The sequence below is a fragment of the Paenibacillus glucanolyticus genome, assembly GCF_037333485.1.
In the GTDB taxonomy this organism is placed as follows: Bacteria; Bacillota; Bacilli; order Paenibacillales; family Paenibacillaceae; genus Paenibacillus_AQ; species Paenibacillus_AQ glucanolyticus.
The window spans coordinates 2,418,052-2,441,201 of record NZ_CP147845.1; the positions used below are offsets into that span (position 1 = coordinate 2,418,052).

At 48.5% G+C, this 23,150-nt stretch carries 25 protein-coding genes; all 25 read left to right on the forward strand.

Annotated features, from left to right (window positions below; translation table 11 throughout):
- The first annotated feature begins 7 nt into the window (after nt 1-7).
- The 25 genes from fliG to WDY75_RS11780 all read left to right on the forward strand — a co-directional run bounded on the left by fliG (nt 8) and on the right by WDY75_RS11780 (nt 23,144).
- On the forward strand, nt 8-1,024 hold the full coding sequence (fliG, locus tag WDY75_RS11660; RefSeq protein ID WP_036642439.1) for a flagellar motor switch protein FliG: 1,017 nt from the start codon (nt 8-10) through the stop codon (nt 1,022-1,024).
- Nucleotides 1,017-1,871, forward strand: coding sequence for a FliH/SctL family protein (locus WDY75_RS11665; RefSeq protein ID WP_006211328.1), 855 nt, complete (start codon nt 1,017-1,019; stop codon nt 1,869-1,871). Before fliG ends, WDY75_RS11665 begins: the two co-directional genes overlap by 8 nt.
- Nucleotides 1,855-3,174, forward strand: coding sequence for a flagellar protein export ATPase FliI (fliI, locus tag WDY75_RS11670; RefSeq protein ID WP_006211327.1), 1,320 nt, complete (start codon nt 1,855-1,857; stop codon nt 3,172-3,174). Before WDY75_RS11665 ends, fliI begins: the two co-directional genes overlap by 17 nt.
- Before the next feature lie 9 nt (nt 3,175-3,183).
- Nucleotides 3,184-3,627 carry a flagellar export protein FliJ gene (fliJ, locus tag WDY75_RS11675; RefSeq protein ID WP_006211326.1) on the forward strand — a complete coding sequence of 148 codons (444 nt, stop codon included), beginning with the start codon at nt 3,184-3,186 and terminating at the stop codon, nt 3,625-3,627.
- A 39-nt stretch (nt 3,628-3,666) separates the two neighbouring features.
- The gene (locus WDY75_RS11680) at nt 3,667-4,599 is read left to right on the forward strand and encodes a kinesin (RefSeq protein WP_040680752.1); all 933 of its coding nucleotides are present in this window, start codon (nt 3,667-3,669) and stop codon (nt 4,597-4,599) included.
- A gap of 47 nt (nt 4,600-4,646) precedes the next feature.
- A complete protein-coding gene (locus WDY75_RS11685; RefSeq protein ID WP_063480024.1) occupies nt 4,647-5,990 on the forward strand; it encodes a flagellar hook-length control protein FliK in 1,344 nt (447 codons plus the stop codon).
- 20 nt (nt 5,991-6,010) lie between these two features.
- Entirely contained in the window at nt 6,011-6,577 is a 567-nt protein-coding gene (locus WDY75_RS11690; RefSeq protein WP_006211323.1) for a flagellar hook capping FlgD N-terminal domain-containing protein, read from the forward strand.
- The gene (locus WDY75_RS11695) at nt 6,574-6,963 is read left to right on the forward strand and encodes a TIGR02530 family flagellar biosynthesis protein (RefSeq protein ID WP_006211322.1); all 390 of its coding nucleotides are present in this window, start codon (nt 6,574-6,576) and stop codon (nt 6,961-6,963) included. Before WDY75_RS11690 ends, WDY75_RS11695 begins: the two co-directional genes overlap by 4 nt.
- A 78-nt stretch (nt 6,964-7,041) precedes the next feature.
- A complete protein-coding gene (locus WDY75_RS11700) occupies nt 7,042-7,866 on the forward strand; it encodes a flagellar hook-basal body complex protein (RefSeq protein ID WP_006211321.1) in 825 nt (274 codons plus the stop codon).
- Between the two features lie 51 nt (nt 7,867-7,917).
- Entirely contained in the window at nt 7,918-8,142 is a 225-nt protein-coding gene (locus WDY75_RS11705) for a flagellar FlbD family protein (protein ID WP_006211320.1), read from the forward strand.
- Entirely contained in the window at nt 8,139-8,603 is a 465-nt protein-coding gene (locus WDY75_RS11710) for a flagellar basal body-associated FliL family protein (protein ID WP_006211319.1), read from the forward strand. The genes WDY75_RS11705 and WDY75_RS11710 overlap by 4 nt, the downstream gene beginning before the upstream one ends.
- Nucleotides 8,604-8,638: 35 nt before the next feature.
- Nucleotides 8,639-9,637 (forward strand): flagellar motor switch protein FliM, encoded by a 999-nt coding sequence (gene fliM / locus WDY75_RS11715; protein ID WP_036642066.1) that lies wholly within the window; start codon nt 8,639-8,641, stop codon nt 9,635-9,637.
- Entirely contained in the window at nt 9,627-10,886 is a 1,260-nt protein-coding gene (gene fliY / locus WDY75_RS11720) for a flagellar motor switch phosphatase FliY (protein WP_006211318.1), read from the forward strand. The genes fliM and fliY overlap by 11 nt, the downstream gene beginning before the upstream one ends.
- A gap of 29 nt (nt 10,887-10,915) precedes the next feature.
- Nucleotides 10,916-11,281, forward strand: coding sequence for a response regulator (locus tag WDY75_RS11725; RefSeq protein ID WP_006211317.1), 366 nt, complete (start codon nt 10,916-10,918; stop codon nt 11,279-11,281).
- Between the two features lie 11 nt (nt 11,282-11,292).
- Nucleotides 11,293-11,817, forward strand: coding sequence for a FliO/MopB family protein (locus tag WDY75_RS11730; protein WP_006211316.1), 525 nt, complete (start codon nt 11,293-11,295; stop codon nt 11,815-11,817).
- Nucleotides 11,814-12,566: a flagellar type III secretion system pore protein FliP gene (gene fliP, locus WDY75_RS11735; protein ID WP_006211315.1), complete on the forward strand. Its 753-nt coding sequence runs from the start codon at nt 11,814-11,816 to the stop codon at nt 12,564-12,566. The genes WDY75_RS11730 and fliP overlap by 4 nt, the downstream gene beginning before the upstream one ends.
- A 40-nt stretch (nt 12,567-12,606) precedes the next feature.
- Entirely contained in the window at nt 12,607-12,876 is a 270-nt protein-coding gene (gene fliQ, locus WDY75_RS11740) for a flagellar biosynthesis protein FliQ (protein ID WP_006211314.1), read from the forward strand.
- 11 nt (nt 12,877-12,887) lie between these two features.
- Nucleotides 12,888-13,676: a flagellar biosynthetic protein FliR gene (fliR, locus tag WDY75_RS11745; RefSeq protein WP_006211313.1), complete on the forward strand. Its 789-nt coding sequence runs from the start codon at nt 12,888-12,890 to the stop codon at nt 13,674-13,676.
- A gap of 20 nt (nt 13,677-13,696) precedes the next feature.
- Complete coding sequence (gene flhB, locus WDY75_RS11750) at nt 13,697-14,785, forward strand: flagellar biosynthesis protein FlhB (protein WP_036642441.1); 1,089 nt, start codon at nt 13,697-13,699, stop codon at nt 14,783-14,785.
- 24 nt (nt 14,786-14,809) lie between these two features.
- Complete coding sequence (gene flhA, locus WDY75_RS11755) at nt 14,810-16,843, forward strand: flagellar biosynthesis protein FlhA (protein ID WP_036642070.1); 2,034 nt, start codon at nt 14,810-14,812, stop codon at nt 16,841-16,843.
- The gene (flhF, locus tag WDY75_RS11760) at nt 16,840-18,279 is read left to right on the forward strand and encodes a flagellar biosynthesis protein FlhF (RefSeq protein ID WP_006211310.1); all 1,440 of its coding nucleotides are present in this window, start codon (nt 16,840-16,842) and stop codon (nt 18,277-18,279) included. The genes flhA and flhF overlap by 4 nt, the downstream gene beginning before the upstream one ends.
- Nucleotides 18,276-19,166, forward strand: a complete 891-nt coding sequence (locus WDY75_RS11765; RefSeq protein ID WP_036642074.1) for a MinD/ParA family protein — start codon at nt 18,276-18,278, stop codon at nt 19,164-19,166. Before flhF ends, WDY75_RS11765 begins: the two co-directional genes overlap by 4 nt.
- Nucleotides 19,167-19,203: 37 nt before the next feature.
- Entirely contained in the window at nt 19,204-20,538 is a 1,335-nt protein-coding gene (locus tag WDY75_RS11770) for a chemotaxis response regulator protein-glutamate methylesterase (RefSeq protein ID WP_036642076.1), read from the forward strand.
- Between the two features lie 23 nt (nt 20,539-20,561).
- The gene (locus WDY75_RS11775; RefSeq protein ID WP_063480023.1) at nt 20,562-22,631 is read left to right on the forward strand and encodes a chemotaxis protein CheA; all 2,070 of its coding nucleotides are present in this window, start codon (nt 20,562-20,564) and stop codon (nt 22,629-22,631) included.
- A gap of 51 nt (nt 22,632-22,682) precedes the next feature.
- Nucleotides 22,683-23,144, forward strand: a complete 462-nt coding sequence (locus WDY75_RS11780) for a chemotaxis protein CheW (protein ID WP_006211307.1) — start codon at nt 22,683-22,685, stop codon at nt 23,142-23,144.
- Nucleotides 23,145-23,150 lie beyond the last annotated feature (6 nt).

Genomic DNA, 23,150 nt, shown 5'->3' on the forward strand with positions numbered 1-23,150 from the left:
GGAAGCATTGGCTAAGGGAAATAACCAAATGTTAAGCGGACGTCAAAAAGCAGCTATACTGCTCATTACACTTGGCCCGGAAGTGTCTGCTCAAATATTTAAGCATCTTCGAGATGATGAAATTGAACAATTAACACTAGAGATCGCGAACGTTCGCAAAGTCGACAGTGTCGAGAAAGATAGCATCATTCAAGAATTCCATCAGATTTGTTTGGCCCAGGAGTACATTTCCCAAGGCGGCATTAATTACGCTAAAGAAATTTTGGAGAAGGCGCTTGGTCAACAAAAAGCGATGGAAGTGATCAACAGGTTGACCGCAACGCTTCAGGTAAGACCGTTTGACTTCGCCCGCAAAGCGGACCCAAGCCAAATCCTGAACTTTATCCAGAACGAAAATGCACAAACGATTGCTCTCGTATTGTCTTATCTCCAGTACGAGCAGGCCTCTGCAATTTTGTCCTCGCTTCCGCAAGAGAAGCAGGCAGAAGTTGCCCGCAGGGTAGCTGTGATGGACAGTACTTCTCCTGAAGTCATCTCCCAGGTCGAGCGTGTGCTTGAACAGAAACTTTCAGCGACGGTGACTCAGGATTATACAAGTGCCGGCGGCATTGAGTCCATCGTTCAAATCCTGAACGGGGTTGACCGCGGAACGGAAAGAACGATCCTCGATTCCTTGGAAATCCAGGATCCCGAGCTTGCAGAAGAAATCAAGAAGCGGATGTTTGTTTTCGAGGATATCGTCAATGTGGACAATCGCTCTATACAGCGTATTATCCGCGATGTCGAGAATGCGGATTTGCAGCTTGCGCTCAAGGTGGCAAGCGAAGAGGTGCGCGATGTTATTTTCCGGAACATGTCCAAGCGTATGGCCGAAACCTTCCGCGAAGAAATGGAATACATGGGTCCGGTGCGGCTGCGTGATGTTGAGGAAGCTCAAACTCGGATTGTAAGCACGATCCGAAGACTCGAAGAGGCGGGCGAGGTCATTATAGCCCGTGGCGGAGGAGATGACATCATTGTCTAACTTGATCAAATCGTCCCACTATAAACCGATGGATGTGTTGAAAGAGTTGGATCTTGCTCGTCGTTACGCTTCACCAACCGAGGAAACGGTCGAGGAGTATGCTCCTCCGACTGCCGAGCCGGCAGTTGTGCAGACGCTGGCTGAAGCCGAACGTTTGAAGCATGAGATGCTGAAGGATGCCCAAGAGTTTGCCGAAAGGCAAATACGGGAGGCCTCGGAAGAAGCGGAACGGTTATTGACCGAAGCGCAGCAGCAGATTGAAGCATGGTGGACTGAACGCAGGCTTCAGGATGATGATTTGTCTGAGACGCTGAAGATGGAAGGCTTTAATCAGGGATATGCTGAGGGCTCCGCCAAGGCAGAGCTTGAGATGAAGGAACTGATGGAGCAGGCGACGGTTCAAGCTAGCGAATTGCTCCAACTGGCTCACCAGGCCAAGGACGATTTAATTCAGGAGGCGGAGCCGTTCCTGGTGGAGCTCAGCTGCAGCATTGCCGAGAAGGTGCTGGATCATCAGTTAACAATCGAGCCTGACTTTACCCTGGAGCTCATTCGGAAGAATCTGGCCCGCAAACGGGAAAAAGGAATCATCTCGCTCTGTGTGGCTCCCGAACAGTTTGAATTTGTCTATGCGGCACGGGAAGAACTCGGATTATCAATCGATTCCCAGGCAGAGCTTCAAATTCTGCCGGATTCTACGGTGAAGGATCGCGGCTGTGTGATCCGCTCCTCATTCGGAAGTGTGGATGCCCGCATCGATACGCAGCTGTCCGAGATTAAAAAAGAACTGGTGCGGTTCGCTCTTGATGACGAGGAACGGAGAAATCAAGATGAAGAAGCTGAATAGCGCACGATATATGGATCATTTAAGGCATTTAGATCCCGTTCGAATCAACGGCAAAGTAACTCAGGTTATCGGACTGATGGTGGAATCCGAAGGCCCGGACGCAAGCATTGGCGATGTGTGCTACATCTATCCCACGAAGCAATCCAAGCCGCTCAAGGCTGAGGTCGTTGGCTTCAGGGATAATAAAGTGCTGCTGATGCCGCTGGGCGAGCTTCATTCCATCGGCCCTGGCTGTGATGTGGTCGGCACCGGGAAGCCACTGAGTGTGCAGGTAGGCTCTGAACTGCTTGGCAAGGTGCTGGATGGATTAGGTCAGCCGCTGGACGGTTCCATCATTCCAGCTCGCATGCCTCATTATTCAACCCATAACGTTCCACAGAATCCGCTCAATCGGCCGAGAGTTCAGGAACCGATCAGCATCGGTGTTCGAGCGATTGACGGACTGCTCTCCATCGGCAAAGGGCAGCGGGTCGGTATTTTTGCCGGGTCGGGTGTCGGGAAGAGTACCTTGATGGGGATGATTGCAAGAAACACCTCTGCCGATGTTAATGTCATTGCCTTGATCGGAGAACGCGGTCGAGAGGTGCTTGACTTCATCGAGCGGGACCTGGGACCTGAGGGGCTAAAGCGATCCGTCGTGATCGTTGCGACTTCAGATCAGCCGGCCCTCATCCGCATTAAAGGAGCTTTAATCGCCACAACGATTGCCGAATATTTCAGAGATCGTGGGCTGAATGTGATGCTGATGATGGATTCCGTTACCCGGTATGCAATGGCACAGCGCGAAGTGGGGCTTGCCGTAGGGGAACCGCCCGCGATGCGTGGTTACACTCCCTCGGTATTTGCAAGTCTGCCTAAGCTGCTGGAACGTGCAGGAACTGGGCCGACAGGCTCCATTACTGCCTTTTACACGGTGCTTGTAGATGGCGACGATATGAACGAACCGATTGCTGATGCGGTTAGGGGCATATTGGACGGCCATATCGTGTTAAACCGGAATATAGCAAATAAAGGGCATTTTCCGGCTATCGACGTGTTGGCAAGTATCAGCCGGGTGATGAAAGATATCTCGCCTGAGGAGCAAATTGACGCTTCCGAGAATGTAAAACGACTGATGGCGGTGTACAAGGATTCCGAGGATTTGATCAATATCGGAGCCTATCAAGAAGGCTCAAATGCCGATATCGATGAGTCCATCGAATATATCGGGCGAATATGGGATTTTACGAAGCAAAAAGTGAATGAGAAAACAACATTGAATGAGGTTCAGGAACGTTTGATTTCCGAGTTTTCAAGGAGATGACTTTGAAGAATGAAATTTCATTATGCATTCCAGAAAATCGTAGACCTGAAAAGCAACGAGAAAACACAAGCCGAATGGATGCTGTCAAGTGCCATCGGAAAACTTCAGGCGGAAGAGAATAGTCTGAATGAGCTGTATGCGATGCGGGATCAAATGTATCACGCTCAACAAGAAGCAGCATCGCGCTGCGTACCTGTAGCTGAAATTCGAAATATTCAGGTTTATGCAGAGCATCTGGAAGAATGCATTGAGCGGAAACGGGATGATATACGGCTCGCTCATGTCAATGTAACGAAGAAACAGAAGGTGTTATCCGACAAGATGCTTGATGAGAAAGTGTGGCTGAAGGCAAGAGACAAATCCCAAGAAAAGTTCCGGCATGAAAGTCTCCTTCGGGAACAAAACGAGCTGGACGAAATGGCGACGGTACGTTTTGCGATCAAAGCCCGTTAAGGTCTGCAAATACCGCTGGGTAATGACCGCGAAGGAGGAATGAGAGTGTCACGAAAAGATATGCCGCTTGACAAAGAAGAATCAAGTGGAGGATTTGAACGGATATTATTGATTTTAGTGCCGGCTATATTCACAATCGTCCTGCTGGGGGCTCTTGCGGTATTTTTCAGAGCTGATGTCCGGGATGGACTCATTGATGTAGCTAACAAAATTCCAATTGTGAAGAATTGGGTTCCTGATCCGGTACTTACTCCGGAAGAACAGAAACTTAAGGAAGCGAAGCAGCAGGAAGAAAGTGCGGAAGCAACGATTGTAGAGCTTAAGAAGCAGCTTGCTGAACGCGAAGAGACATTAAATGAAGTAACCGAGCAAAAAGCAACACAGGAAAACAAGGTAAAAGAGCTGGAAACCCAGATTGATTCAATGCAAAGCACGGCGGCTAGCGGCGAGGCGCCAGAGGAAGATGCGTACACGATGCAGATTCGCGAGTTGTCCAAGCTTTACGCCGATATGAGCCCGAGCAAAGCGGCACCGATCATGCAGAACTTAACGCTGGAAGAAATGGTGCTGATGCTCAGCCAGATGAAGAGCAGCAACCGGGTCGCTATTCTTCAAAAGATGGATCCAAAAACAGCAGCGGATGCAACCATGATGCTCAAAGACGCGGAGACATCCGAGGATATGGCCATTGCGGCTCTGCAATCCAGGGTCAAGAAGAATGAAACGGAAGCTGCACAGAAGAAGACATCCGATAATCTGGACAAAAACCAGTTGAATCAGACGTTTGCCGGAATGACACCTGCCAATGCTGCCGAGCTGTTGATGCAAACGTACAAGATCAGCCCCGCCAAGACAATGACCATTCTGAATACGGTGGATGATGCTACACGTTCACGAATTTTAAATGCAATGTCTTCAAAAGACGCGGAGCTGGCAGCTAAGATATTGAATCGCCTGATGGGCTCTAAATAAGCTCTGAAATGAATCTCCATCCTTGGGAAAGGAGGTGAAATAAGACGATGACAATCATGGTACAGAACATGTCTACATCCGTAAGCAGCTCTTCTGGTAGCGGGAAGGCAAGTGCGGCTGGCCAAGCGGCAGCGGGCGTTTCCTTCGATTCAACCCTGGCTTACCAGATGAACAGCAGTGGTAACAGCGCTTCGACCGCTTCAACTGAAGTCGCTGCAAAGCTGGAATCCCTGCTCGCGAATTATTCATCGGAAACGGATGAATCGCTGGAAGGCTTGATGGAACTGCTTCAAGGCCTGCTTCAGGAGCTTGACTCCATGGACCAGGCATTAAACGAGGACCCTTCCTTGCTCCAGGAGCTTCAGAACTGGCTGACACAAGCTAATCAGTTGTTAAGCGGAGCTGCTTCTCAAGCACAAGGAAACACGGATGGAAATGAAATGTCCTTATTGGCTTCGAGTCCGGATACGATTCGATTTGTTGTACAGGATACGATTAGCCAGCTGGCATCCATGCTCTCTAAATCCGGCAAGCTGGATTTGAACACCGAGGCAGCCGTAAAACAGCTGGTCCAATCCTTCCATAGTCTACTGGGTCAAGGAACGGGAACGGCAGAGAGCAAGGCCAACGGGAATTTTAACAGCATTTTAAACCAGAAGCAGCCGGATGCAATTTTACCTAATGCATCCACGAACACAGCCGGTCAGTCGACTTCGTCCCAAACGACAGGGTCAGCTAATGCCAATTGGGCTTCCTTGACAACCAAGGCCAGCTCTGACGGCACAGGAACGGAGTTCGTTATGACCGAAGGAGATTCACTGTTGGAGCAAGGACCGGTTACTGCGGGTCAACTAGCCCTGCGTTCCGGAACACAAGTTGCAGTGAAACCTGCAGCACCGCCGGTGCCTGTAGAGCATTTCTCGAGCGAAATGACCTCCTTCATCATTAATAAGATGGAAATCGTGAAGCAAACCGGGTTCACGGAAGCAAGGATCTCCTTGAATCCAGAGCATCTGGGACAAGTCGATATTAAGCTTACGATGCAGAACGGGCAATTGATTGCACAGTTCATGACCAAGTCAACGGATGCGAAAGAGCTGATTGACCAGCAAATGGCACAGCTTCGGAGCGCATTGCTGGCACAGGGACTTCAGGTAGAAAAAATAGAAGTCACACAGAGCAGCCAGCCTTCGACGTCGAATCTTTATCAGGACGGCCGCCAGCCTGGATCAGGACAGCAGCAGTCGCAGCATCGCTCGAAGGAGAAGGACGGGCCTTCCGATGATGCCGTATTAGCAGCAAACCTGACGGAAGAACTGAACGAATGGATAGCAGAGCATCAAGCGGAAGTAGAAGGCGTGCAAACTGGAACATTTACCGCTAAAGCCTAACAGTGAGGAGGTGAGCTTGGATGGCAACAGAGCCGGTATCTACTAAAAATATGTGGCCTAACTACGCCAAAGGGAATGTCAGTAACAAAAACGGAAATGGTCAGGAGCTTGGAAAAGATCAGTTCTTGAGCATTTTGATTACACAGCTGCGGCATCAGGACCCGCTTCAACCGATGCAGGACCGGGAGTTTATCGCCCAAATGGCCCAGTTTACTTCCCTGGAGCAATTGATGAATATCAATACGCAATTGACTGCAATGAGCCAGTCTTTGGGCGCAGCTTCAAGTTTGATCGGCAAACAGATCAGCTGGATGTTTAAACCGGAGGATGGATCGGAGAATACGGTCATGAAGAGCGGTATCGTTGATTCGATCATTGTTCGTGACGGTATTCATTATGCAAAGATCGGGGAAAGCGAAGTAGCCCTTGATCAGATTTTGAAAATCGAGAACGCTCCAGCCGGGAATGATCCGGAAATGCCGAATCCAGGTCCATCGGAACCGGGAACAAGCAATCCTGATCCGACAGAACCTGAAGCCGAGTCACCCGCACAAGATGAGATTGAGTCCGGGGGGACAACGCCATGAGCGACCGTATGATGATTGGACAGCTATATCCTGGGAAGATACATCCCGCCGCGCTTCATAATGATCGAAAGCAAGTGCAGGCTCAGTCCAGTCCACCAGCGGGTACGTTTCAGGAGCTGCTGAATGAGAATCTTCTTAAAATCAGTAACCATGCTGCCAAGAGGCTTGAGCAGCGCGGAATTGAATTAAAGGGAGATCAGCTCGAACAGATCCAGAGCGCAGTGGAAAAAGCTGCAGCCAAGGGCAGCAAGGAATCACTCATCCTCATGAAGGATATGGCACTTATTGTAAATATTCCGAATCGGACCGTGGTCACTGCGATGGATGGTAAGGCGATGAAGGATAATGTGTTCACGAAAATCGATAGCGCGGTCATTATTTCATAAATAAATCTGGCTGGCCCGTGAGGAAGCCAGGCGGCCGCTGATCGACAGAGGCGGTCCACAACAGAAGGAGGAAAATCGATGTTAAGATCCATGTATTCCGGCATTTCCGGAATGAGAGGTTTCCAAACCAAGCTTGATGTCATTGGTAATAACATTGCCAACGTAAACACGGTTGGGTTTAAAGCGGGACGTGTAATGTTTAAAGATATCCTTAGCCAAACGATGTCCGGTGTTACACCGGGAACCGACGATCCATCCGGTGGTGTAAACGCGAAGCAGATCGGTCTTGGTGTATCGATCGGATCGATCGATACCATGCATACGCCAGGCAGTGCCATGACAACCCATAACCCGACGGACCTGAGAATTGACGGAGACGGATTTTTCATGGTGAAGCTTAGCGAGGATCAAGAAGTACCTTTCTTGACTCGTGCAGGCGACTTCCATGTCGATGTAGCGCGTAACCTGGTTACTTCAGACGGAATGCTCGTTCTCGATTCAGCGGGTGATCCTATTCAGCTGGGTGATGACGTTACGGCATTCACGATTGCTCAGAATGGCGCTATTATACAGAAGCTGAGTGACGGGACTACTGAAGCGGGAGCTATTATCGGCGTTGCAAAAATTCCGAATCCGGAAGGTCTGGAGAAAATCGGAGGCAATATGTATCGCGTGACCCTGAATGCAGTACCTGATGGCGACGTGGCTGCCGTTATGTTTGAAGGGAACGACGCTGAAGAAGGAACGGGTGCGATTATTGCCGGCCAGCTTGAAATGTCCAACGTTGATCTGACAAGCGAATTCTCAGAAATGATTGTCGCTCAGCGTGGTTTCCAAGCCAACTCCCGGATTATTACAACCTCGGATGAAGTGCTTCAAGAGGTTGTCAATCTGAAACGATAAGGATGGGTAGGGAGGGGCAACCCCCTCCCTAATTAAACAAGGAGGCTGTCCATGATATCGGTAACGAGGTTAAACGGTTCGCAGTTGTGGCTTAACGCTCTGTTGATAGAAATGGTTGAGGAGACTCCGGACACCTACATTACATTAATTAATGGAAAGCGAATGATTGTGCTTGAAAGTGCAAATGAAATCATCTCTTCCATTAAAGCGTACCATCACGAGGTAGGCATTCACCAAGCCACCATTAAAGTGCAGCAATTGGAGGAACCTTCATGAAAAAGATGCTCCCCTGGTTAATTACGATTCTGTTGTCCATCACGTTGATTGTTCTGGCGATATTCTTGTTGTCGAACAAGCTGGTTGGAGATAACGAAAAGGATACTGCCTCCGGGAACGGATCTGCCCTGTCGAAAATGTCGGCTGATGAGATCGTGAAGATGACATCGGAAATTACCGGCATCAAGACAAATATCGCTGATCCTGGATATATTGCTCAGATGGCCTTTGCTTTTCAGCTGAGTGACAAGAAAGCAAAGGAAGAATTCGACAAAATCAAGGAAATCAAGATCAAACCGATTATTATCAAGACGTTAGTCGACACGAAACCCGAATTGCTTAACGACTCCAAGGGACGAGAGCAGTTTATCGCTAAGCTGCAGAATCTGATCAATAAGTCGTTAACATCCGGGCGCTTAATTCAAATCGAAATGACAGATGTAATGATCGTTGAAATCTAATCGGTTCGTCGGACAACCTGTAAGGGGGTGAGTAGATGGTTGATGTTTTATCGCAGAATGAGATCGATGCCTTATTGGCCGCTCTCTCTTCAGGGGAAATGGATGCTGAAGAACTGAAAAAAGAGGAAACACAGAAGAAGATTCGCTCTTATGACTTTAAGAGGGCTCTCCGGTTTTCGAAGGATCATATTCGAAGTTTGACCCGGATTCACGAGAATTTTGCACGATATTTAACAACCTACTTCTCGGCACAGTTACGTACTTTTGTGCAAATCAATGTGGTGCAGGTTGAACAGCTACCATATGATGAATTTATCCGTTCTATACCTAAAATGACAGTTCTTAATATATTTGAGGCAGAACCTCTGGTAGGCCGCATGGTGCTCGAAGTACATCCGAACATTGCCTACGCGATGTTGGACCGCTTGCTGGGAGGAACGGGAATTGCTCCGTCTTCGATCAGCTCGATGACCGAGATCGAAACGATTATTATGGAGCGGATATTCAGCCGGGCATTTGACAGCCTGCAAGAAGCATGGAAAACGGTGCTGGACATATCGCCGCGTCTTGAAGCGCTGGAAACGAACCCGCAGTTTATGCAGATCGTTTCTCCGAACGAAACCATTGCACTGATATCGCTTAGTACCAAAATCGGCGACACCACGGGAATGATTAATCTGTGTATTCCGCATGTTGTACTGGAGCCGATTATGTCGAAGTTATCCGCGCACCAATGGTTCATCTCGGAGAAAAAGGCGAGTGTGCCGGAGGAAGTGGATGCTCTCAAACAGCGTGTAAGCAAAGCCCAGCTTTCCATTGTTGCCGAGCTTGGCGTGTCACAGCTGACGGTATCCGAATTTTTGGGTCTGAGTGTCGGAGATGTCATTTCATTGAACAAACCGATGCATGATGGACTATCCATCAAGGTTGGCGACAAATTAAAGTATATTGGCAGTCCCGGAACGATAAAAGATCGGGTTGCTGTACAAATCGATGAAATTGTCATCGAAGGAGCTGAAGAATTTGACGAGTAAAGATTATTTATCCCAGGAAGAAATCGACGCTTTGTTAAAACAGTCGGAAATGGCATCACCAGCATCAATTCCTTCGGCGGCGACTGTCGATGATGTATTAACACCTCTAGAGCAGGATGCACTGGGTGAGATAGGCAATATTACCTTCGGCAGTGCTGCAACGGCTCTGTCCACCCTGCTGGGCAAAAAAGTAGATATCACGACACCTAAAGTGTCGATCATTAAACGAAGCCAGTTCGAAGAAGAATTTCCGAAGCCACATGTAGCAGTACATGTTACTTATGTAGATGGATTCGAAGGGATTAACTCCCTTGTCATTAAAACACGCGATGCTCAAGTCATTGCAGACCTGATGTTAGGCGGGGAAGGAAACCCCGTGGAAGAGGAACTGAACGAAATTCATATCAGTGCCGTTCAGGAAGCCATGAACCAGATGATGGGGTCTTCCGCAACGAGCATGTCGACGATTTTCAACCGGTTTGTCAATATATCTCCACCGGGCATTGACATTCTGGATATGGCGAATGGGGAAGGAGTAAATAACCTTCCGCAGGATGAAACACTGATTAAGATTTCATTCCGATTAATTATCGGTGAACTTATTGATTCAACCATCATGCAGCTGCTTCCCGTTCATTTTTCCAAGGACATGGTCCATATGCTTATCAACGGAACAGAAGAGCCTCAGCCTGCGAAGCAAGAAGCCGCACCAACAGTGGAAGCACCGGTTAACACGCAGGAACCGGCTCAATCACCAGTCGATCCAGGGTATGCGAATGAAACGGGGCATGGATATGATTATGGACAAGGCTACCAGCAGCCTGCACAAGGTCATGGAGGACCCATTCCGCAATCCATGCCGTATGGCCAGCCTCAGATGCCTTATCAAGGGCATCCACAGCAGTATGGCGGAATGCCAAATCGTAATGTAAATGTGCAGCCTGTGCAGTTCGCTAACCTGCAATCTGCACCGTACACCCAGGTGGATGAAAACAATCTGAACTTACTGATGGACATTCCCCTTAAAGTCACCGTAGAATTAGGAAGGACTCAAAAGCAAATTAAGGATATCTTGGAAATGTCGCAAGGTTCGATTATCGAGCTGGACAAGCTGGCCGGTGAGCCTGTAGACATCCTTGTCAATCATAAATTGATTGCCAAAGGTGAGGTCGTCGTTATCGATGAGAACTTTGGTGTGCGTGTGACGGATATCGTAAGCCAATGGGACCGGATTCAAAAATTACAATAGCACAAACATTTTAGGGAGGATTTTTATCAATGGCTAACCGAATTCTGATTGTGGACGACGCTGCATTTATGAGAATGATGATCCGTGACATATTGGTCAAGAACGGATTCGAGGTTGTGGGGGAAGCACAGGACGGTGCACAAGCAATCGAGAAGTTTAAAGAACTCCGTCCAGATCTGATCACGATGGATATTACGATGCCTGAAATGGATGGTATCGCGGCACTTAAAGAAATTAAAAAAGTTGATGCGAACGCAAAAGTGATTATGTGCTCCGCCATGGGTCAGCAGGCAATGGTGATCGATGCGATTCAGGCAGGAGCGAAAGACTTTATCGTTAAACCGTTCCAATCGGATAGAGTAATTGAAGCCATCAATAAGACGCTTGGCGTATAAGGGTATCTCTTATGATGATGGCAGCTTCTGATGGATTAAGCTCAAGTAGTACTACCGGGTATTATTTACAGTTGTTTTATGTCTTTATCGTTCTTGCCATCATCGTTGCGTTGATCGTGTTCCTGATTCGCTTTCTGAGTAAAAAGAATCAGAGCTGGATGCAGGGCCGTTCTATTCGCACATTGGGTGCGGTTGGGATGGGCCCTAACAAATCCCTTCAGATCGTTGAGATTGGGGGCAGCATCTATGTGATCGGAGTTGGCGAAGACGTCCGGTTGGTGGACAAAATTTCTGATCCAGCAGAGGTTGCTCTTATCCTAGCAGCATTTGAACAGGATTCTGGAATACATAATGGGGCGCTGCCGCCTTTTATTTCGAAACTGGCGGCAAAACTCCGTAAAGAAAAACCACCGGAAGAAATTGAATTGGACGATACATCTTCATTTCATGAAGTGTTTGAATCCAAGCTGCGCAGCGTACCGAACCGGAAAGAAAAGGTCGAAGAATTGCTGCGGGAGGATCATAAGGATTCATGAATAAAAAGATCTCTTACACTATCGCGATTTTTATATTGTTTGGATTTTTGTTTTCTCATACGGCATTTGCGGATCCCATTCCGAACATTGATATTCAAATCGGCAATGAAGGAGACACGCCAGGGACAAGCTCCTTGTCTTTGATACTCCTGATCACGATTCTTAGTATTGCACCAGCAATTCTGGTTCTGATGACAAGTTTCACACGGATTGTGATCGTGCTTGGTTTTGTCCGTACTTCACTCGGAACCATGCAAACCCCGCCGAACCAAGTGTTGATCGGCCTGGCGCTCTTCCTTACCTTATTTGTTATGGCACCGACGTTGTCATCCATAAATGACGTTGCGCTGCAGCCTTATCTTAAAGGTGAGATTAGCCAGACGGAGGCACTGGATAAGGCTCAGGATCCAATGAAGAAGTTTATGTTCTCCCATACGCGGGAAAAGGATCTTCTTTTGTTTATGAATTACACAGGTGCGGAGAAGCCCGAAACCTACGAGGATATCCCATTAACGGTTTTGGTACCGGCATTTGCCATTAGTGAGCTAAAGACAGGCTTTCAAATGGGCTTTATGATATTTATCCCTTTTTTGGTCATCGATATCGTTGTTGCCAGCGTGCTGATGGCGATGGGGATGATGATGCTGCCGCCGGTCATGATCTCGCTGCCATTCAAGATTTTGCTCTTTGTTCTGGTAGACGGCTGGTATCTGGTGGTTAAATCCATGCTGATGAGCTTTAACCCATAGCAATAAGCGGCAAGTAATTCGAATACAGGGGGACTAAGCCGTGAGCTCTGAATTTATTATCGGTCTGGCAGGACAAGCGGTCTATATTGTGCTCCAGGTGAGCGCACCGATGATGGTTCTCGCACTTGTTGTCGGACTTATCATCAGTATTTTTCAAGCAACAACGCAAATCCAGGAACAGACGCTGGCTTTTGTGCCGAAAATTGTTATCGTTCTCGTATCATTATTGCTGTTTGGTCCTTGGATATTAACGACGTTAGTGGATTTTACCCACGGTATTTTGGACAATCTCTACAAATATATCGGATAGGCTGAGTGTCCATGGAATGGTTGCAGCAAAGTTTACCTGTTTTTATGCTTATTTTTTGTCGAATAACATCTTTTTTTGTAATTTCGCCTGTGTTTACTTCTCGGAGTGTTCCTACTTCGTACAAGATAGCCCTTTCGGCTATCATCGCCCTGATCGTCTATTTTTCATTCGGGCTTGGCGAAGTGGTTCCGCAGGATCTGTCCTACGTCATATTGATTGTCCAGGAAGTATTGGTGGGACTGCTTCTTGGTTTTACTGCTTATCTAATTATGGCCGTTGTTCAGACAGCTGGGGCATTAATTGATATTCAGATCGGATTCAGTATGGCGAATGTCATTGATCCATTCACAGGTGCCTCAACACCTTTGATCGGTAACTTCAAGTACTATCTGGCTTTATTGGTGTTCTTAAGCATGAACGGCCACCATTATCTGCTCGACGCCATCATGTACAGTTATGACTGGATTCCGATTACAGGCGATGTGTTTGGAAAGATTCATGACGGCAATGTAACGGATTTTCTCGTTCGAACGTTCTCGCACTCTTTTGTGCTGGCACTTCAAATGGCAGCTCCGCTGGTAGCAGCCCTGTTCCTGACCGATGTAGGACTTGGCTTTCTGGCAAGAACGGCTCCGCAGTTCAATGTTTTTGTTATCGGCATCATTATCAAAATCATCGTTGGACTCGTGCTGTTGATGCTGCTCATGCCCATGCTTGTATCACTGTTTGATCATCTGTTTGCCAAAATGTTTGAAGCGCTCCGGCAGCTGCTCGGTGTTGTTGGCGACGGGCCGACATAAGGAGGATGGAGATGAAGCGGATGTCATACCGGTATCCGGTCGACTTACAATTGTTCGCTGGCGAAAAGACGGAGAAAGCGACACCGAAGAAACGTCAGGATACGCGTAAGAAAGGCCAAGTTGCCAAGAGCATGGAGGTATCGGGTGCATCGGTTTTGCTTGCAGCTTTTTTTTGCCTGTTAATCTTCGGCGGTTATATGAGAGACCATACCGTTCGATTATTCACCGATGTCTATATTAATCGGCTCTCCATGGACGTTACAAAAGACAATGTGATGCAGCTGTTTGGAGAATATGGCATTCAAATCTTGCTTCTGCTGGCTCCATTATTTATTTCGATTTTTGTGATTGCGCTGATCTCCAATTATTTGCAAGTCGGATTTATGTTGACCGGTGAGCCTCTGAAAATGAAGTTTGAAAAATTAGACCCAATCAAAGGCTTCAAAAACATATTCTCCATGCGTTCTTTGGTTGAATTTTTGAAGTCGGTCATTAAATTGACCATCATCGGTTATCTGGTTTACAGCACCTTATGGGCTGCCAGAGAGGGATTATCCTCCTTGTCAACCATGGGTCCCGATGCCATATTTCATTTCGTTGCGGATATCACCATGTCTCTGGGATTTAAGATTGCGATTGGCCTCATAATCCTGGCCGTTCTGGATTACATGTACCAAAGGTATGATTATGAAAAAAACATTCGAATGTCCAAGCAAGATATTAAAGATGAGTACAAAAAAATGGAAGGCGATCCGCTCATTAAAGGAAAGATCAGGGAGCGCCAGCGTCGGATGGCACTTCAGCGGATGATGCAGGAAGTTCCGAATGCCGACGTTATCATCACGAACCCGACCCACTTTGCAGTGGCTATCAAGTATGACGGTTCCATGATGGAAGCTCCGCAGATCATTGCGAAGGGCCAGGATTTCATGGCCTTGCGGATTAAAGAGATAGCGAAGGAACACGGAATTATAACGATGGAAAATAAGCCGCTGGCACGAGCTTTGTACCAACGGTCGGAAATCGGGGATTCGATTCCGGGAGACCTGTTCCAGGCCGTAGCTGAAGTGCTGGCCTATGTATATAAACTAAAAGGTAAAGCGAAATAACTAGGGACCGGAGGCGTCAGTGCAGTGAAAATAAAAGATCTATCTGTCCTTGCGGGTGTCATTGGCATCGTACTCATGATGATTCTTCCGATCCCGATATGGCTGCTCGATGTACTGCTTATCATCAATATTTCGCTGGCGCTTATTATTTTGCTGGTGGCCATGAATACCAAGGAAGCACTGGACTTTTCGATTTTTCCTTCCTTATTGCTCATCACGACACTCTTCCGAGTAGCGCTGAACATTTCGACAACCAAGCTGATTCTGTCGGAAGCAAATGCAGGGGAAGTTGTTGCCACATTCGGTAAATGGATAGCAAACGGCGAAATCGCGATTGGATTTATCGTCTTCCTGATCCTCGTCGTTGTACAGTTCATCGTCATTACCAAAGGTTCGGAGCGGGTGGCTGAGGTTGCGGCAAGGTTTACACTCGATGCGATGCCAGGTAAACAGATGAGCATTGACGCGGATCTGAATGCAGGTTTAATCAATGAGCAGCAAGCCAGGGAGCGAAGAAGTAAAATCGAGCGCGAGGCGGATTTCTACGGAGCCATGGATGGTGCGAGCAAATTCGTCAAAGGTGATGCGATTGCAACGATTGTCATCATGCTGATCAACCTGATTGGTGGCTTTATCATCGGGATCTCGATTCACGGCATGTCCTTCGGTGATGCGATGAGTACTTACTCGATCCTGACGATTGGGGATGGACTGGTCAGTCAGATTCCGGCGCTTCTCATCTCGACTGCAGCCGGTCTGATTGTAACAAGAGCATCATCGGAAGGGAATTTGGCCGAGGATCTCACAGGACAGCTCTTCTCCTATCCACATCTGCTATATATCGTAGCGGGAACCGTGATGTTTCTGGGGCTCTTCACTCCGATTCATCTGATTACAACCGCTCCGATCGCCATTATATTGTTTATTGCAGCCAGAACGATGCAAAACAATCTGGACCGCAAGCAGGTCGAAGTGGAGCAGCTTGAGGAGGAACAGCAGATCGAAGAAGTTCGAAGTCCGGAAAGTGTGATCAACCTGCTTCAGGTCGATCCGATCGAATTCGAATTCGGTTATGGATTGATCCCGCTCGCCGATGCGCAGCAGGGCGGGGATTTACTGGATCGAATCATTATGATTCGGAGACAATGCGCACTGGAGCTGGGTCTTGTGGTGCCGGTTATCCGAATTCGCGACAATATTCAACTAAAACCGAATGAATATGTCATAAAAATAAAAGGGAATGCTGTCGGCGGCGGTGAATTATTATTAAATCACTATCTCGCGATGAGTCCTGGATACGAAGACGATTCTGTGACGGGAATCGAAACAACGGAACCGGCATTTGGACTGCCTGCACTCTGGATAGACGAGGCCGTGAAAGAACGGGCGGATCTCGCTGGCTACACCGTAGTGGATCCACCTTCCGTTGTTGCAACACACCTTACCGAATTGATTAAGAGACATGCCCATGAGCTGATTGGACGCCAGGAAACCAAGGCGCTGGTGGACAACATCCGAGAAAGCTATCCGGTGCTTGTGGACGAGCTCATTCCTTCCGTTCTGACGATTGGGGAAGTGCAGAAAGTATTGGCGAAACTCCTTCGCGAGAAAATTTCAATCCGGGACATGGTCACAATTCTCGAAACCCTTGCGGATTACGGTCATTATTCCAAAGATCCTGATGTTCTGACTGAATATGTAAGGCAGGCCCTCTCGCGGCAGATTACCCAGCAGTACGCTCAGGAAGGCGAGGCCATGCGGGTCATTACGGTTGGACCTCAGCTGGAGAAGAAGATTGCCGAAAGCGTTCAGCAAAGCGACCAGGGGAGTTATCTCGCGATGGACCCGGTATCAACGCAGAGCGTATTTCAGAAGCTCAGTGAACAGGTGAACCGGATCATCCAGATGGGACAGCAGCCTGTGCTGCTTACATCTCCAGCCATAAGGATGTATTTGCGTCAGGTCATTGAACGCAGCATGCAGGATATCCCGGTATTGTCCTACAGTGAGCTCGAGCCAAACGTCGAAATTCAAAGTGTCGGAGTGGTGAACTTATGAGAGTAAAAAGGTATATCGTCGACACGATGCCTGAGGCGATGCAGCATATTCGCACTGATTTGGGTGCGGATGCCGTCATACTGAGCACCAAAGAGACAAAAGTAGGCGGATTCCTGGGAATGTTTACCCGAAAGAAAATTGAGGTTATCGCTGCGGTAGAGCAGGCGGAGAAATCCAAAGGCTCTGCCCCGGCCGAATACAAAATGAAGCATTCTCTACCGACAGCAGCTGTACCTAAGGCCTATCAGCGAACAGCCGAAATTTCGAGATCCGGTTCGCAGACTGAATCTCTTCAGGTGAACAATACGACCGTAGATTCCGTTGTATCACAACAGGCTGACTCTAATCGTTTCGCCGAATTGCTAAGCCAAGCTGCGGCTTCACAGGAAATTGCCGCTCAGCCAAAGAGCGAGGACAGTTTGGGGCAGCAGCTGACAGCTGCACCGGTGAGCGTTCGAAACGATGATACGGTGATAATCGCTGACTCTGTTCAGAGCACTGATTCATCCCGCCCAGAGCACAAGGAATCCTTAAGCTCCCGCCTCGGTATAAGCGAATCGGAGCAAAGAGTCCTTGAGGAGCTTAAGGAAATGAAAGAATGGATTGCGAGATTGTCGAGGCAAAATCTCGAGGCGCAGCATCTCCCGGAACCTTTGCATTCCTTACGCGATCTGCTGCTGAAGCAGGATCTCTCGGCCAAGCTGACGGAAGAGTGGCTTATGGCTGCAGAAGAGGCATGGACAGCGAACCATATGCAGTTAAGTGATGCCGAGCTCCAGGATGTGATCTACAAGCAGGCGGCGGCGTTCATTGAGGGACGCATCGGCGGCGGCGTGCAGCCTGAGACCAGGATTGTATACATTGCCGGCCCGACCGGTGTTGGCAAGACAACAACGATTGCGAAGATTGCAGCGGAGCAGCTGTTTCGTCATCAGCGCAAGGTTGGCTTCATTACTTCGGATACATATCGAATCTCTGCCGTTGAACAGCTCCGAACTTACGCATCGATTCTTAATGTGCCGATGGAAGTTGTGCAATCTCCCGGGGACATGCAGCGTGCGCTTCAGAAGCTGCAGGACTGCGATTTGATATTAATGGATACAGCCGGCCGTAACTATCGGAATGAATTGCTCGTCTCGGAGCTTCAGAGCCTGTTCTCCCATTCCGATCAAAGTGAAACCTATCTTGTTCTCAGCTTGACCTCCAAGAGCAGCGATATGATTGAAATTGCGGATCATTTCAACAAATATGCACTGGATAAGGTGATCTTCACGAAGATGGATGAAACCGGAAGTTATGGTTCCATGTTTAATCTCATCGATGCTCATGACCTTCGATTGTCCTATATGACCAATGGTCAAAACGTACCGGACGATCTGCTTATGGCCGACAGTGAACGATTATGCAATCTCCTGCTGGGAGAGATTCGTACATGACGGATCAGGCTCATTCGCTTAGACAGCTCGTTTCGGCCCAGCAGCCGGGGGACAGCTCCAAGGTACCATCAACAAGAACCGCCAAGATTATTACGGTCAGCAGTGGTAAAGGCGGGGTAGGAAAATCCAATTTCACGTTGAATTTCGCTCTGACTTTGCAATCCATGGGCAAAAAAGTATTGGTGTTTGATGCCGATATCGGGATGGCGAATATCGATGTTCTGATGGGTGTCAGCTCGCGGTATAGTCTGTATCATCTCATACGCCGGGAGAAGAGCATCGAGGAAGTGATTCAGTACGGGCCGAACAAACTTCCTTACATAGCGGGCGGATCCGGTCTTGCGGACATGCTCTCGCTGTCCGAAGAGGAAATGGATTATTTTATTTCCCAGATTGAGCGTATTTCATCTGAGATGGATTACATCATCTTTGATACCGGAGCCGGATTGTCGAAGGAAAATATGAAATTTATAACCTCGGCGGATCAATGCCTCGTCGTAACAACGCCGGAACCTACTTCAATCACCGATGCTTACGCGCTGATCAAGGTGGTGCACGGAACGGAATCCAAGGTTCCGTTCAGCCTGATAGTCAATCGGGCGGGGGATGAGATTGAGGCTCGTGAAGCAGCGGGCAAAATCATTTTGACTGCCCAGCGATTTCTGGATCTGGATATCAAGCTGCTTGGTTCGATAGCAGACGACACGCATGTTGTGCAGGCTGTTAAGCGGCAGATCCCTTTTACAGCAGCATATCCACGATGCAACGCCTCCAGTGATATCAGGCGCATCGCACTTCGTTACATGACCGCTCCTGCTGCCACGGAGCCTGAAGCTCCGAAGGGAATCAAAGGATTTATGCATCGTTGGCTCAAACGTACGAAATGATTCTTATTTGGAATAATGGAAACTGAGGTGGACATCTATGAAGCCCTTTCGTGTGCTGGTGGTGGACGATTCCGCATTTATGAGGAGAATCTTCTCCGATTTCATCGAACGAGACCCATCCTTTCAGGTTGTCGGAACAGCCGACAATGGGCGGGATGCCGTTGAGAAAGTAAAGGCATTGGATCCGGATGTCATCACGCTGGATGTAGAAATGCCGGAAATGAACGGGCTTGATGCTTTGAGGCTGATTATGGAGACAGGTCCTCGTCCGGTAATCATGCTATCCGGCATTAATGAGCAAGGCATGAGGGAAACCATTCTTGCCCTTGAGGCGGGTGCATTTGATTTTATACGAAAGCCTTCCATTTCTAATGCGCTTGACATTGAACAGGTGCGTTCAGAATTAATGAAGCAACTGAATGCGGCGATGCAGGCAAAACAGCGGAGGGCATTGTGGGAAGAAGAAGAGCAGAGACGACAGGGTGCGGACATATCGGTTCCTCTTTCGCCAAAGCCTTCTGACAAAACGCTGAATAAGAAGCCGCAGATGAAGGAAACGAGACGAACGATCGGCGGAGCCGAGGAGCGCGTTAAGCTTGCGGAGCTGCCCCGAACCCGGGTTCCTCGCCCTGAGGAGGATAAACTGGCACGTGCGGAGGCATCGGATGCTTCCAAACCGAGACGCAAAAAGGTTGATCGTAAACCTGTGGCGGACAGTTCTTCAGCAGCTCTGCCGGAACACGAGATTCACCCACCGCGCGAAGTGAAGCTTCAGCCGTCCAACGAACTGACGGATCTGGTTGCGGTTGGCTGCTCAACGGGCGGTCCGAGGGCATTAAAAGCATTTCTCGAGCAAATTCCCGGTGACTTCTGCGCTCCGATTGTCATCGTTCAACATATGCCGCCGAATTTTACCAAGTCGCTTGCGCAGCGTCTGAATTCATTCAGTCCGCTGGAGGTGATGGAAGCAGAACAAGGCATGGTACTGGAACCCGGCAAAGCCTATATTGCCCCGGGTGGCAGCCACATGAGGGTGTTTCGCTCGGAAAGCGGTGCGTTCCAGATCAGGGTAAGTCAGGATGAAACCCGCAATGGTCATCGTCCATCCGTTGATGTGTTGTTCGAATCTCTGCTGCCGCTCACCATGGTTAAGCGTCATGCGGTGCTGATGACCGGTATGGGGAGCGATGGAGCGAGAATGATGAAGAAACTGTACGATACGGGGGTGAATTCCACCTTTGCAGAGAGTGAGCAAACCTGTGTCGTATACGGTATGCCGAGATCGGCTGTTGAGCTTGGATGCGTAAACCATGTACTGCCACTCCATGATATTGCACCTAGATTGGTTCGAGCTGTAAATAACGGAAAGTGAACTTGAGGAGGAGGTGTCTCTCAATGGACATGAATCAATATTTGACAATGTTTATTGATGAGTCAAATGATCATCTGCAATCATTAAATGAAAACATGCTTCAATTAGAAAGTAACCCGGACGATATCGGGATCGTACAGATTATTTTCCGATCAGCGCATACGTTGAAGGGCATGGCGGCAACGATGGGATACGAAGATCTGGCTTCCCTCACCCATCAGATGGAAAATGTGCTGGATCTTGTCCGGAACGAAAAGTTGAAAATGCAGGATTTTATCTTTGACACGCTCTTCAAAAGCTTGGACGCCCTGGAATCGATGGTGCAGGATATTACAGAAGGCGGAGACGGCAAGGCGGACGTATCCGCTATTGTGGCTTCCTTGCAATCGATTGTACGTGGAGAAGGAGCATTGCCTAACGGTGGAATTGCTGATGAGAGCCATTCCGCAGCAGCTGTGCAGGGGATTGAATTGGATGAGTTTCAATTTTCCGTTCTCGATCAGTCGATTTCAGAAGGACATAAGGTTCTCTATATACAAGTGACATTGCGAGAGGATTGCCAGCTCAAGGCGGTTCGGGCCTATATGGTATTCGAAACGCTTGAAAGATCCGGGGAAATCGTTAAGACCTATCCGGATGTTCAAGAGATTGAACAGGGTGAATTCGATCGCGTATTTTCGTTGTATTACATAACGCAAAGAGATACAGAAGAAATTGAAAGCCAGATTCTGGGCGTTTCAGAGATTGAGACAACCTCCGTTGTTGCGCTGGATCATGAAACCTTGCAGCAGATGGTTCAGGAAAGTGCCGCTACAGCGGAAACTGTTAAATCCGTAGATGCGGAGACGGCTCCGGCGGCAACAAAGCTAGCGGAAACCAAGAGTGCCCCGTCTCCGGCCAAAGAGTCCAAGGCATCCACCCGAAATGCTGGGGGGGGCAACCCGTCCAGAACGATAAGGGTTGATATCGAGCGGCTGGACGTATTAATGAACCTGTTCAGCGAACTCCTTATCGACCGGGTGCGGCTGGAACAGCTGGCCACCGAATCGAAGAATCAGGAGCTGACGGATACGGTTGAGCATATGAGCCGAGTCAGCAGCGACTTGCAGAATATCGTTCTGAAACTTCGCATGGTACCCGTAGATACGGTGTTCAACCGTTTTCCAAGGATGGTTCGCGACCTTGCCAAAACATTGGATAAGAAGATTGACCTGATTATTACGGGAGCCGACACGGAACTGGATCGAACGGTCATTGATGAAATCGGAGATCCACTGGTTCATTTGCTGCGCAACTCGGCTGACCATGGTGTCGAACCTGTAGCAGACCGCATCGCGGCGGGCAAGCCGGAAACCGGTACCGTTCATCTGCGAGCATTCCATAGCGGCAACAATGTCTTCATCGAGATCGAGGATGACGGTCGCGGAATCTATCGGGAGAACATTCTGAAGAACGCGCTGAAAAAAGGGGTTGTCACCGAAGCCGAAGCTGCGTCCATGTCGGATGATGAGGTCAATCAGCTGCTGTTCGCACCAGGATTCAGTACGGCTGAGAAAATATCCGATGTATCCGGCCGAGGGGTAGGATTGGATGTCGTTAAATCCAAAATCGTTGCCTTGGGCGGAAACGTCACAATCTATTCGACGCCAGGAAAAGGCACTAATTTTTCCGTGCAGCTTCCATTAACGCTGTCGATCATCGCCGCCATGCTGATTCGGATGGGATCCGAAAAATATGCGATTCCGTTATCCTCAATAGTTGAAACGGCCATTATCAAACGAGGGCAGATCAAGCAAGTACACGGCAGCCGGATGATCCAGTTCCGCGAATCGCTGATTCCGGTCATCTCGCTCAGCCGATTGTTTGAAGTTCCGGATTTTGATGAAGAGCTGGAAGAAGAAACTGAAATTGTAGTGATCCGCAAAGGAGACCGACTGGCGGCACTCACCATTGATGACTTTATCGGTCAGAGCGAAATCGTCATTAAAAATCTGGGCAAATATCTTCCCGCCATTCAAGGGATATCCGGCGCAACCATCCTTGGAGATGGACAAGTCGCGCTCATCATTGATGCAAATGCATTTATCAAATAATGGGATGTCATCTAACTCGGCAGGCCACACATTTTGAAGGAGGACTTACTAATGGGAGAAGAAATCAAGGTTATCGTCTTTAAACTTGGCGAGGAAGAATACGGCATTGAGGTGGACAAGGTTCAGACCATTGAACGCATGATGCCGATTACGCGTGTTCCCAAAACCTATGCTTTTGTAAAAGGGGTTATCAATCTGCGCGGCGTCGTCATTCCGGTTATCAATCTGCGTGGCAGATTTGGTCTGGGGGAAATCGAGGCTACTGATCAGACACGGGTTATTATCGTAGCGGTCAATGACATGCAGGTCGGTTTTATCGTAGATTCGGCAAGCGATGTTATCGATCTGAATACGGACAGCATTGATTCGCCGCCTGAGGTTGTGGGCGGAATCAAAGCGAAATATCTTCGGGGTGTCGCGAAGGTAGGAGAGGAGCGCCTTCTCGTTATGCTGAATTTGTCCGAAGTGTTAAACAAAACGGAGATCATTCAGCTGGAAGGTCTTGAGGAATAGACAGTG